Below are 14,007 nucleotides of genomic sequence, written 5' to 3'. Positions count from 1 at the left end.
ATTGATAAAACTTATTCTGCGAATAAAAACAATGTTGAACGCTTGAACGTAATAAATTCAGTGATGATTTTTGAGGTGTTAAAATCCAGAGACCTATCAGTGGCTGCGATATAAAAACAAATGATTGGGAAATTGTGATTTAATGATAAGTTCGTCCTAAACAGTTGTTATCTGAGTCGTTTAGTGTGGGATTGAGTGATCTAGTCGATTGAGTGTATACATTGATTAAGTGATAATCTAAGTGACTTGTTTTGTGATTAAGAACATCGCTGATTGAACGATTCAGAAGTTCAATCATGAATCGATGTCTAAACAAAATGATGAAGTTAATCAGTGGTGGAGCGATTAAGCGATTCATTTATAAATTTATTCAGTGATAAATAGTTGCTTTTTATTTGCATATTGGATCAGTTCACTTTTAAATGAACTGACCTAGAAATGAATAATTCAAGGTTAATCAATTTGATCTACTGGATTGATGAATAATTCAGTTATGGCATCTAAAATATCTCGTGGTTCAATAACCAACCCCAAAAAAGGCTATAATTTGATCAATTAAAATCCACCCCACATTCATTAAAACCCTTATGATAATTTCCAACAATATCCGGAAAAACTTCGAAGGGTTTAAACTTTTAACGGGGCAATTTGGAGAGTTTTATCGGTTGTTTTTCGGTTCACTTTTCACCGGCTATCTTCAAAAAACATCCCTCACATTAAAAATGCCGACAATGAAGGGTTGAATGTCGATTGAGAAATTTATCAAGCAAACAACAGAACATGCAAAGCAATAATTATGTTTTTAGGTTCCAATTTTGGCTCAACTCAAATATGTCAATGCGGTGAAGTTGGAGGCTCAAAACGGCTTAAATGGAGTTGCAAGATATATCGTAGGCCTGCGAGAGTACATAAATTATTTGAGATACCGGATATAGATAGTTGGGGAAGAGATATCGAGACACTTAAGCGGAGCGACAATCTGTTATTTGTCTTGTTTGGTGTGCTTTCTTAATTGAGATTGTTTTGAGGGGTAAATGGGGATGGAGTTTCCACCGAAGCGCCTCCTTATTGTGGAATTTATTGAGTATAAAAGGGAACTTTTTGATGTTCCTCATTTTTTTTTAAAGTGATATAACTTTTGAACGGATTTATCGAGTTTAATGAGTTTTTTGTCATTTTGAATAATATTTGTTATACTTTCTTCATAGAGTTTTGTGTTTTTCTTCATCTTCACGGGAACAGGAGTATTATAAGTGAATGAACAAATGCTTGGAGTGAGCGATGGAGTGAATAAGTGAAGAAATGGATCAACCCTCACTTTCTATGAAAAAGTTAATTTTTGAGTGAGTGACGGAATAAGTAAGTTGGTTAATAATTAGTGAGTGATTTAATAGTGTGAATAAATTACTCATTCAGTGAACGAGTGAGTCCATTGAACTGTTACTAAGTGAGTGATTGGGTTGATGAATGTGCAAAGCAACTGGTAAGTTAGTGCGTGAATCAATTATTAATAATAAGTAATCAAGTAGATATACAATATTAATGGAGTGAGTGAGTTAATGAGTAAGTTGATGAATCATTATTAATTGAGAGAGTTAATGAGTAAGTGAACTGTTGCATGAGATTGAGAAGACATTTGATGTAATGATAGAGTGACGGAATAAGTGAGCTGGTTGACTAGAAGGTGAGTGATATGATAGATCAACGTATAGATTACTCATTTAGTGAACGTGTGAGTGAATTAAACGAATCATTAAGTGAGTGATTATTTTAATTAATGGTGCGAACCAACTAGTAAGAGTAAGTAGGTTAATTGATTATAAGTAAGCAAGTAGATATAATGTTGCATGAAAGTGAGAAAAGATTTGTTAATGAGTGAGTGAATTGAACGAATAATTAGGTGAGTGATTAAGTTCATGAAAGTGCGAACCAACTCAATAGTATAAGTTAATTTATTATGAGTTAGCAAGTAGATACGTATAACAATAATCGACTGAGTGAGTTGAGTAAGTTTATTTACCAATAAATAAGAGAGCGAATGAGTAAATAAATAAAGGTGTATTCTATTGAGTGAACATTTGCATGAGCAATGAATAAGCTGGTTAACTAGTTGGTTAGTGAGTGATTTGATAAATCAACGTATCGGTTACTCATTTAGTGAAAGAGTGAGTGAATTAAGCGGTTATTAGTGAGTGATTTTGTTAATGAATCTGTGAACCAACTAGTAGTGAGTGCATGCATTAATTAATTATATGTGAGCAAGAAGATATACAATATTAATTGAGTGAGTGAGTTATTGACTAGGTTAATGAATCAATAAATAAGATCAAATAAGATAAAGGTGTGATTTGGTGAGTGAACAGTTGCGTAAGGATGAGAAAACATTTTCAAGTTGATGAGTGAGTGAGTGACGGAATAAGTACAGTTAATTAGTTAGTAAGCGAGTGATAGTAGGTGTTCTCGAGTGAGTGAGTAACTAAGTAAGTGTGTGATTTGATGAGTGAATGAGTTATTTATTGAATGAATATGATAAAAATATGGTATGAGTAGAAAATTTAGTGAGTGTTTAAAGTTTAGATAAATCATCAAGTACTTAGATGTGACTTAGAAATTTCAAGGAGTGAATGAGTAAGTAATAAGTAAGTAAGTGAGTGAGTCTGAGTGGATTATTTAGTGAACAAGTATTCAAGTGAATAAGTGAATAATTCAATGAATAAAAGTTAATAGATGAGTTCAAGTAAATAGACAAGTTCGTCAAAGTAAAAATGATTGAATAATTCAATGAATAAGTGGGTGAATCCAAATCAAGGTTATTTCTTTAATCTACCAAACCCTCGCCCATTGCCTATAAAATTTCACAACCAACATGTGTTGATGTTTTTGGCCGAAATATAAGGTGTATCCCCCATTAAACAGGATGGAATCTGACATGGGAGCACACCAAAGGGGCCTCTATTGGAAAATGGAAATTTTGATGAAATCCCTGGAAAAGTTCGCCATTGCAGTTGAAAAGTGTCCATAAATGGAAATTAGCCAAATGGTTGTCGTTGCAGATCATTTGTTACGTAACGCAAAAGAAAGATAGCGGCAATTTCGAAATTAACTACATTTCGTTATGTACAATATGCGGCTCTATGGTTATGCCATGCAAATTCGTTGAGTTTTCTTTTGCCAGAGGCGGAGCTGATATTCATCCATTTTTCCTTTTTAATCAATTTTCAAACATCAATTAGTGCAGTTAGCTGTGAAATTACTTACATTTTCATTTAATCAATTTAAGAGAAAAGTCTTTTCTTAAAAAAAACAGAGCATAGTTATAGTCAATATTTGAGAGTCATCAGCACATTTTTTTTTCAAATACCCAGAAATATACGAAATAAACATAAAAAAAAGCAGACTTCACTAAATACTCGATAAAGAGGTGTGGTGTAACTACTATACCTATGACGTCATCATCTTAAGATTCAAGTCGAAACGCTTTATTCTTTTTTCCGCTTGTTGATAGTGTGATTATTGTGAATGTAGACGTGTGAAGTTTGGGGGATGACTATTCAAGAGTGGAACCGAGTATTCATTTTATTTGAATTATTTTGGCTTTATTACGCCATAATCTTAATATTTTCCCCAATTCCAAAAAATATTGCAAATTGGCCATTCAATTATTTTTGCATTTTTCTCATCCTCAACTTACCCCCGTCCCTGTTCAAGTTGTTTCGTGTCCAATTTCTATAAAGACGGAAAGTTGCCGTAACGAGCTCGAATTTTAAGCATTGTTTTTGCTGAATTTACTGCACACAATCTGCAGTTACATTACTAATATTGAATAACGACTATATAAACGGGTGCAGCAGCAAACGCTAGTCCATTGGATTTTCTGCTTTATCACAGGAGTCCAATTCTGTAGAAAAACATGGTTTGATTCTTAGCGGACATTAGGTATCAACGTAGAAGAAAAATGGAATGAATAACTTTTTTGTAGAAAAAACACTAACCCACCCAAGTGAGAAGAACAAATTTCAAAATTTTTATTTACAATCGATTGCGGTTATTTTTGGTTAGTTCTGATTGGCTTGACTTTGATTTGGGTTAGTTTTGGTTGGATTGGGTTAGTTTGATCTAGTTTTGGTTGAATTGGGTTATTTTTTGGGATAGTTTGGCTTGATTTTGATAAGTTTTGGTTAGTTCTGATTGGTTTGAGTCGGATTTGGGTGAGTTCCATCCTGTTAAGTAGTTTGATCAATTTTAGTTTGATCTGTGTTAGTTTTGGTTATGTCAATTTTGAGTTTGATTTGGGTTGGTTTTGGTTGGATTGAGTTGGATGAGGTTATTTTTGGTTAGTTTGTGTCAATTTTGATCAGTTCGGGTCAATTTTGGTTCGTTTTGGTTTGATATGTGTTGGTTTGTGTAAGTTTTTGTAAGTTCTTATTCGTTTGAGTTTGATTTGGGTGTTTTATTCTGTTAGTTTGGGTTAGTATTGATTGATTTGTGTTAGTTGTAGTAAGATTTAGTGTGATTTGAGTTGGTTCAGGTAATTTTGAGTTAGTTTTGGTTGGATTAGGTGAGATTATGTCAATTTTGATTAGTTCGGGTTGATTTTGGGTAGTTTTGGTTGAATCTGGGTTGGTTTGGGTGAGTTTTGGTTAGATTGGGTTTGTTTGGCTCAAGTTTGGTTAGTTTTGGATAATTCCGATTAGTTTGAGTTTGATTTGGGTTTGTTTTATTTGGTTTGTTTGGATTAGTCTTGATTAATTTGAGTTGGTTTAGGTTAGTTTGAGTTTGTTTTGTTTGGATTAGGTGAAATTAAACTATTTTGGTTAGTTTGTGTCGATTTTGATTAGTTCGGGTGAGTTTAGGTTTGATTTGTGTTAGTTTTGTTTAGATTGGGTTAGTTTGTCTAAGTTTTGTTAAGTTTGGGTTATTCCTGATTAGCTTCAGTTTGATGCGATTGATTCAGTGGTAAAGTCATTTAATTCAGTGATTTTAATCAAAAACATAACCGATTGAGGAAAGCATCATGGTCATATTATGTTCATGTTCCTAATCTCAATCATTCATTATGTGATTAGGATTATCGCTGATCAAACGATTCAGTCATAAATTGATTCAGTGATTTTTAGATTTTTAATCCATCTTCCGATAAATTGTCCGATGATTGTCTAAATGATCAATTATGCGATTGATTCAGTGACGAAGTGATAAATTCAGTGATTGTGATCAAAAACATCACTGATTGATAGAATAAGACTGATTATGATCAAATTATGACAATATTATATTAATCTCAATAATCTATTTTGTAATCAAGATTATCGCTGATCAAACGATCCTGCGGTTTAGTGATTAATAGATTCAGTGATATAAACTCCATGCAATGATAAAATGATACGATTCAGTGATCGAATCAATCAGTGATTTTGGTTAGTTTTGGTTGGTTTGAGTAAGCTTAGGTCCGAATGGGTTAGTTTGTGTCAATTTTGATCAGTTCGGGTTGATTTTGGGTAGTTTTTGATCTGTGTTAGTTTTGGTAAGTTTTGGTTAGTTTTCGTTAGATTGGGTTAGTTTGGATTAGTTTTGAATAGACTGGGTCGGATTTAGCCAAAATTACAATGCAATTTTTGAAACTGCGATCCAGAAATTTTCTATCACGAAGTTATATCTTATTGTGTTTTAATTTTTTGTTATAGATTGTCAAATTATGAACACAGAAATCATTGCAGTCATGGTTCTCGAGAAGTTTGGATAAGTTTGGCAACGTTGCATTTTAGTTTCATATTATTGTGACAATGTGACAAAGCTGTCATCTAAGGGAGTTTCTTCACTGAATTCTGACAAAAATTTATTTGGTTCATTTTCATGTTTAAATTGAAAATTAAATTAAATTGTTCTTTAACCCCGAAACACTGCTTTATAATTGAAAAAATGCAATGTGTGGATATCTAATCTTCCATAAAATTTTCCCCTGCATGGTTCTCGAGATGAGAATTGATAAGTGATTGAAATAATGAGTCGGTTATGGAGTGGATTATTGTTGACTGTATGAATATTAATTAAAACACGCTAAAATCCATCAAAAACATGAAAAATGAACCAAATCACTGGACTCCACCAAAATTCCATTATTCAACCACATTAATCAAACCTGTCAGTTTATTTAACTAAAACAAGTAATAACCGTGTCCAGTCCCCGTCATCCCTGGATTAGACAGTCAGCTAACAATAAAATTGCATTAGAGCCTCCGTCATCTATTCCTTGAACACTCGAAACACTATATCTATGCTAAAACAGCTCAAAAATTCTAATTATCCATCCAAAACTCCCCCAGGGCCGGAATCCTGGATGAGCCTGTCCAGATTTGGCGTGGATAATAATTTGATGCATACAGGTGCGGCGTTACGGCGACTTTGATTGAATTTTTGAGGGCCACACATAAACATTAATCAAGTTAAGTGGTGTTTTTGAGTTGGCTGTTTATCCCCGTCTGTCCTGAGGGACACAAGGGAAGAGGCCAGTTGAGATTTTATGGCGAGATTTTGTGTTATGCTAATTTTCTGGCAGAAATGCTGGGTAGAGGGGTTTGAAAGTATTTGGGTGGATGGAGATGAATATGGATGAGCTAGATGTGAAGATTTTCTGAACCATCACATTTATGATGAAATTATAGAGCTTGTCAAGAGCTGTCTTTTACATAATATATGATATGAGTATTTTTCATAAAATTGGTCGTTTTCAAAAAAAAAACACTTATTGTGTTTTGATATATAGGGTGATTTGAGATAGAACACTCTGACTGTAAATGCGTCGTTTCCTGAATACAGGGTGTTTTGTTTTTCGGGAAGAAAAAATCACACGCCAATGTTTTTTGAACATATATATTTTTTTAAATACTTATTCAATTTCCAATGAAAAAGGTCTCATGAGTTTTTTTCTTCCCCGAAAAGTCGAACAGTAGGATTTCTTTTCCATAACTGAGAATTTCCGGTCATCAAGGGAAGAATACTAATATGGTTTTTATTTTTTTTGATAGAAAACGATTTGTCAGGAAGAAAAAAGTGGAGAGAGCTTTTTTGTTGGAAATTGAACGAAACATTATTTTTCGGAAAAACTATGCTATACCATTTTTTTTCTAATACTGCATACATGTTCTCCAACTTTGGCCCTGGACGGGTACTACCACCTAGTTATTAGTATTAGATCATGAACATTTTATCAAAATCGGTTGAATGATTTTCAAAATAAAATCAGAAATTCTTTTTATAACTTTAACATCCTGTGTTGGTAATAAGGCAGTTCCTTCTATGGCTCCTCTGCTGTGTAAGTATTGATCAAATGATCTGGTGGTAATGAGTATAGAATCTCTTAAAGTACGACTCTGTGTTTGCCCGTACGTATTGTGTGTTGCCTATCTACAGCAGAATGTCCCTTGAACGCCTTTATCTGAAGCATTAGCCTAGTTTACACCGATAACTCGTTTAGTTCGGTCCGATAGGACCAAGTGGGTGGGGATAGTACGGTGGGACCCATGCTTGCTTCTCACCCGTTTACACCGACTGGCAACGCGTGAACTAAATGAGTACCCACAAATGTCAAAAACAAGTCGAAATTATTCATCAACACAATTCGTAACCAAAAAAAACATGAGTAAGTACGCTCAGATTGCCTTAGAAACTCAGAACCAACACAATTCACAATAATAACAATCGACATAACCTCATAATTTTGATCCAGATCGAACCAAATTTAGTTCGGTACACTTGCTGGCGAGTACCGAACCAAGAGCGGAACAGCTTAGTCCGCAACTGTTTACACCATTCGAACCAAATATTCGGTTCGGATATAGTCCGAATTTGGTACTTGGTCCGCGGACCAAGCTGTCGGTATAAACTAGGCTATTGAGATGCATCCTATCCAGTGGCGGCTCGTGATGTGTAAGTATGGGTGTGCGCTACCAGTAGGAACGCTCAGGAAAAATACGGCGCATTCAACACTTTTGAATAATGGATACTTGGTTTCAGCTCTGTACCTCAACTAAAATGAGATCCCAACAAGATCGAAATAAACCAATTTAGAAAAAACAAAAGAATAATTGATCAATTAAGAAAACGAAATGTGCAATAAACGATGCTGTAAGTTTATTAATAGGAGCAGGTATTTTATGTTGTTGGGTTTAAAAGAACCTGCAGAAAGAAAGTGCAGAGAAGAGTTGGAGATTCAGGTATTGAATACATTCATGAAGAGCACCGTTATAAATAAATAAAATAGATATTATGAATTGTGCCTGCCATGGATTGAGGGTTATCTGGCTATAACAACAAACTATAAACTAGCGGAAAACCGATTATTTTCGAGTACAAGAAGGTTGATCAGATTAAATAAATTTTTGGATTATAAGCAAATATTTGATGATTGGGAACAAATGGGAATCATCGATGAAACGAATCAAGATGAGGCCGATGGAAACGGCCTTTATTTGGCGCATCCCGCTGTGATCAAGGAGTCAAGTTATACCACAAAAATCAGGCCGGTGTTTGATGTCTCAGAGAATGATAAAAATAGTAATTTCTCTAATGATTCACCAGGAAAAGATCCCAATATGATTGAGTTGATCATTCCTCATTCCTCTAATTTTGAAATTCGAAAGATGATTTAAATGGATTACAAAAGCTCAACATTTTTGAAGATCCAAACGGAGTTCTAAGAATAAAGACAAGACTTCAATTTGGTGAGTTTTCTGGAGATTTTGAATACCCTGTAATCCTTCCTAGCAAAAACGATTTAATTAAAAAATTATTAAGAAAAGAACATGAAAAAAGCTGTCACTCAGGCCCAAAAATAATTTTGGGGGTTATTTGCGAAAAATTTCGTTTACCAAAAGCAAGAAAGACATTGAACTCTATTATTTATTCTTGCGAGGTATGTAAAAAGCAGATCAGCAAACCAATTAAAATGCCTTTTGAGCCTTTACCAAAAAATATGTAGAATAAACTACGCGGAAGTTTTTGAAATAACCGGTGTAGATCTAGCAGGACCCTTATTTTTAAAAGAAGGATGTGAAGCTTGGTCTACAGAGCGTTTCATCTTGAGCTTGTAAAAACTCTTGCCACTGATGCATTTTTATATGCTTTTCGACGTTTTATTAGTAGAAGGGGAAGGCCTAGATTAATAATTTATTCAGACAATGAAACAAATTTCCATGGCAGTAAAAATTATTTCAGCCAATTGAATTGGGAGGAGATAGAAAATTTTTCTGGAGTTAAAAGGATTTAATGGATATTTAATCCACAATCCACCTGTTGCTTTGTGGTGGGGTGGATGGTGGGAGAGGTTAGTAAGGATTATAGAAGAATTGTTGCGTCGTACTTTGGGAAAAGCATTGTTATACTATGTCGAACTTTATACAGTTTTGTGTGATATTGAGGCAGTAGTTAATGAAGGACTAATAACATAATGTTTCCGATGGCGATAAATGGGAGATGCTATGTCCTGCAAAATTCTTAAAGTCATTGCACTGAGCTTCAACACTAGGTAATTGATTTTGATCTAGTTGATTCACGATGCTTAAGGAGTAGGATTGAACATATCCAAAAGACGAAGACTTTAACCAGGGATTAATTCAAAAAGGGATATCTTGCGGAACTGGTCAATAAAGGTAAAAATCAAAGGCAAATAGGATGTGTGCAGGTTGGTGATGACAACAAAAAGAGGATAAATTGACCTATGGGAAAAGTCTGCGAAGTAATCACAGAAAAAGATGAGTTGATTAGAGTTGTGAAGTTGAGAACGAAAGGGGAACCGGTTAGACCGGTGCAAAGTGTTTATTCATCGGAACTACGCACACAACTGCAAATGATCAGATGCAGCTTTCTCAAAGTTTACTAATATACAATAAGTTAAGTCACTTGTCGTCGGCTCATTCGAAAAACCCGTAACACAAGCGGCCGCGCGTCAACGCATGCCGTTCAAAGAAGCCTGCCCAGCGAAAATTGTTCAAAGCGGCCGACAAACGTTCCGAACTAATGGGTCCTGGGCTACCGAGAGAAACGAAATGGAAGAGTGGAGCCGGTTTCGCGCGTTTTCGAAAGTGGTCCAATTGTTTATTATTAGTTAACTTTGGTATAGTTCAATAGAGATGCGAATAACGAATTGCGAACATCATTCCTCTTGGCCGCTATCAAAAAAAGTGACATTCTTGATAGTCAACTGATTAATAAGAATGGCGGAATTCACAATAAACACATCTATATGAACTAAGCTTGGGAAGGAGGGGGAGTTCTGAAACGAGTTATTATTGAATTGGAAGGACAGCGTATCGCCAGCGACACAACGACGCTCTGTAGACACGACCTAAGTCACTGTTGCCAGAACAATAAAAGACTAATGCTTGCAAGTGTTTATTTCGTGTGTAGAATGACAAACACTACTCCTCCATCAAGCTTACCACACTGAGCAGCCCAACTATTTTATTGGTAAACTGCAAAGCAACAAACAAATAAAAAACCTCAAAACAGGAAAACCTACCCAAACAAACATTTCAAAGTTCAAAGCTATAATACCAGCGCCGACTATCTTGTACGACCGCTTCAAATTCAACAGAAAAATCAACAGAGTCTTGCGATTTGGCTTGTCGAAGTGGCGCCAATCGCAAGCTATTGCTGCGTTTGTCAGAATGTCCGTCTGCAAAGTCAAAAATAAACGTTTTATCTGAATCTCAATTCAGCTTATCACTTGTTCCTGGAACAGCTGACCGTAAGCTGTGTAGAGAAAAGCGGCAAAGTATCCTCCGACTAGGTTGGTTCCCACAGAGTATGGATTACCCGAAGCATCGTGCTGGAATAATCGACATTTTTTGCCTAATATCACACATTTACTTACAAAAATAAAAATGTAAATCATACCAGTGAACAGACCAATTCCACTAACGATTTGCCATAGAATCGTGTAGAAAAAGTGATTGATGATGAGAACAGCAAATCTGCAAATTTGAACATGCGCAAAAGCTTGTTTATAAGAAATGTAAACTGTACGATTTAATAAAAACATGATGCTCAACGCATTTTTTCAAGCGCCTTTTGATCATCAGTTGACTGTCTTTATTGTCAATAATATCATCATCATCATCTTCTGGTAAGTTCTTTGTGCAGTTTATCAATTCCCACTTGACCATTATTATCTAAAAGAAATAAATACGAGCCGTTTTGGCAAAAGCGTTTTATAGGGTAGCCATTTTGGAGGATATCGACGTTTACGTGTATTGCTTCTAGGCGCTGTACAGATGATTGCATTTGAGAGACGTTTTAACGAAAACCTCGTTAGTTTCACAAATAGATGTCTAAATAAACTTCATTGAACCCATTCAGATTTTTTCTACAAGAATAATCTACAAGGCACTTGACAAAAATATAGAAGCGGCACCGTTGCACTTGTTACGACAGCAGCAGAAGCGAAGACATTTTGGAGAATATCGACCCTTATGTGTAGTGCTACTACGCGCAGCTCCTGATTAGGAAGGTTTCATAAATAAATCAAGGTTGTCAATTTTTTTTTTCGTTACAATAAAAGTCCTGGAAAAAACTTCATCAAAGCAAGTTTTATTGTCACTATTTGTTGACATTATTTTTCGTGAATTTGATTAACCCCCTTTTCTTACAGAATCGGACACATTCTGAAGCATTTGAGAATTGTCAAGTGAGCAAAAATACAGCGACAACACCACTTGTTAAGTTCTGAAAAAACTAATTTTGCTTTATAAAAGGCACAGAAACTCAAATACACAAAACTTTTCAAAAAGTCGACAAAAATACAAAAGTAGGGTTAGAAAGTGGATTCTATGGCTTTCATGAAATAATGTTTGCGATGTAAGCCACGACATACGTTTTTTGAAACAATTGCAATCCATAAGTGAGCTGACAGTTTTTTTTTATTAAGCACTCGTTATTACGTTTTTACAAATCACTACACCTAAAAGAGGCGATGTTGCAGTCGTGATTGTGAGAGATTTTTTATCGAAAACAAAAACATAAAAGCGGCAACGTTGAACGCGGTTACAACAGCCACAACGTAGCCATTTTTGAGAATATCGACGTTCATGTGCAGCGCCCCCACGCTTTATTGCAAATGAGTGTATTCAACTTAAGGCGCTGTTGCCAAACTCATACTTACCTGATATCGATAATGATTAATAAAATAGCACAAAGAAAACAAATACGTCAACATCATATAACCTTGTGGAACCAGTCTGAAATAATTAATAAAAGCTATCACATAGTTCACAGCATCGGGCCAATTAAACTTTTGGATAGTATGAACCGCCAAAAACAGCGTATTATTATCATGGTGTATCCCACTATATGGCAAATAAGCTATGGGTGTACAAAGCACCATGACCAGGGATATCACCATAATGTACTTGACCAATAACATATCTTGTCGTATTTCTTCTTGGGCCTCAACCTGGGCCTTTTCCAAAGGCCAACATTTTTCTTTGATCAATTTTGAGGTCTTTTTAACGCTGGAGTATTTGAGATAGCTTTGAGTTATGATCACCAAGGCCTAAAACAAGTATTTTTGAAAAAGTTTAAAAATACTATTGGGACACTTACATGAACATCGTTGAAGGTGAGCACTCCAAACCTCATTATAAAGTCAATATCGTAGTGATAGTAGACGTTGTAAAAAAAGAATAGAGCTTCCAGGGCACAAAATAGGCTGATTAAGGAGTTAAAGAGGAGTTTGGACTTGTTTTCCACCGAGGAGAGGAGAAGGTTTTCGGACATTTGCAGTATGTTGCCTGAAAGTTTCCTTTAACGGTCACTGACTATAATATATTTCATACCTTCAAATGGCTCATCAAAGACAAACCTGCATAACAGATCAAATATCATTCTGCTGTTTAATGGTCAAGCATTGAATGAGCAAGAATTGTTTTTCCTGAGTTAATTTAAATGGAGCATTATTTTAACGGTCTCTAATCAGGAATTGTAGACTTTAATTTCGAATGATATAAGAATGAAAAACAAGGTAATGATGTCCACTTGACCTCTTGTTAATGCCTAATGGGATGAGCATATTATACAGGGTGTGGCATATTCGATGTTCATTATTGGTCAATGGAAATGAATCCATCGGAAGTGACCTTCTAGTGAAGACATAGGTCTACCATGAAAAAAAAATATAACGTCTGTTCTTTTTTCGTAAGGTGGAGATCAATATACAGGGACTCAATGATAAAAGAATGGGAGAGTTGAGAAAACTAGCAAAGGAAAAAAATCCCCAAATTATCTGCCTCAATGAAACTCATATTATGTAACGGAGCTATACGGAGATAATGAACTGTATATTTCTCGATACAAACATTTCGTTTGTCACTCAAGCAATCGTCATAAAGGGGCGTCATATTGTACTTAAAAAATAATATTTCGGCAAAAATTGTGAAAAATGTTTCTCTACAATATGAATATTGGTCAATATTTGCTAAAATCACAATAGTTTCTGAAGCAGTTATTATTGGTTCGCAGTATAGGTTACCAAATGGAAATGAAGATTCAGTCATGACTTTCCTGGAGGATTTATTTGATTGAAGATTTCCTGTGTCACAATAAGATAGTGATCATGGGTGATTTCGATATCAGATTGGTCTGTGAAGACTTAAATGAAGATAAGCTATGGAAAATTGCATGCCAGTGACTCGAGTTTAACTCAGATAGTTCGCGAGTGAACAATTTGTCCGCGTCCTTAATCGACTTGATATGTACGAATGATTATAAAATGTTTGAAGCTCCGCGCGACTTTCTCCAGATTTCTGACCACATGATTCTTGGATGCTCACCAAAACTAAACAATTTCAAAGATGAGGTATCAAGTATGATTGTTCAAATAAAGATTCTTTTTTGTAGCCTGTGGCCAGGAATGAGTGAGATTTTTGACGTATTGCTTGAAGGAAATATAGCTTATTGTATACCTAGGTGGTAATGTAGCATTTTTCCAGGCTGAAAGAAGAATTGTATGGGCGA

Annotated in this window: 3 protein-coding genes; 1 reads left to right on the top strand and 2 read right to left on the bottom strand. The window is 35.1% G+C overall.

The window, feature by feature from the left end:
* The first annotated feature begins 8,378 nt into the window (after positions 1 to 8,378).
* Complete coding sequence (locus tag AAHM91_RS03570) at positions 8,379 to 8,648, top strand: hypothetical protein (protein WP_342269901.1); 270 nt, start codon at positions 8,379 to 8,381, stop codon at positions 8,646 to 8,648.
* 2,063 nt (positions 8,649 to 10,711) lie between these two features.
* On the opposite strand, the gene AAHM91_RS03565 is transcribed toward AAHM91_RS03570, so the two are convergent.
* On the bottom strand, positions 10,712 to 11,038 hold the full coding sequence (locus tag AAHM91_RS03565) for a hypothetical protein (RefSeq protein WP_342269900.1): 327 nt from the start codon (positions 11,036 to 11,038) through the stop codon (positions 10,712 to 10,714).
* Between the two features lie 1,089 nt (positions 11,039 to 12,127).
* Positions 12,128 to 12,487 carry a hypothetical protein gene (locus AAHM91_RS03560; protein WP_342269899.1) on the bottom strand — a complete coding sequence of 120 codons (360 nt, stop codon included), beginning with the start codon at positions 12,485 to 12,487 and terminating at the stop codon, positions 12,128 to 12,130.
* Between the last annotated feature and the right edge of the window lie 1,520 nt (positions 12,488 to 14,007).

The sequence above is a fragment of the Rickettsia endosymbiont of Orchestes rusci genome (assembly GCF_964030945.1).
In the GTDB taxonomy this organism is placed as follows: Bacteria; Pseudomonadota; Alphaproteobacteria; order Rickettsiales; family Rickettsiaceae; genus Rickettsia.
Note: the sequence above shows the minus strand (reverse complement) of the source record. Positions and strands in the feature narration are given on the sequence as shown.

Bases quoted from the DNA above. Each gene is read 5' to 3' on its own strand.
- AAHM91_RS03565 (WP_342269900.1), bottom strand. From the start codon at position 11,038: ATGTTTTTATTAAATCGTACAGTTTACATTTCTTATAAACAAGCTTTT.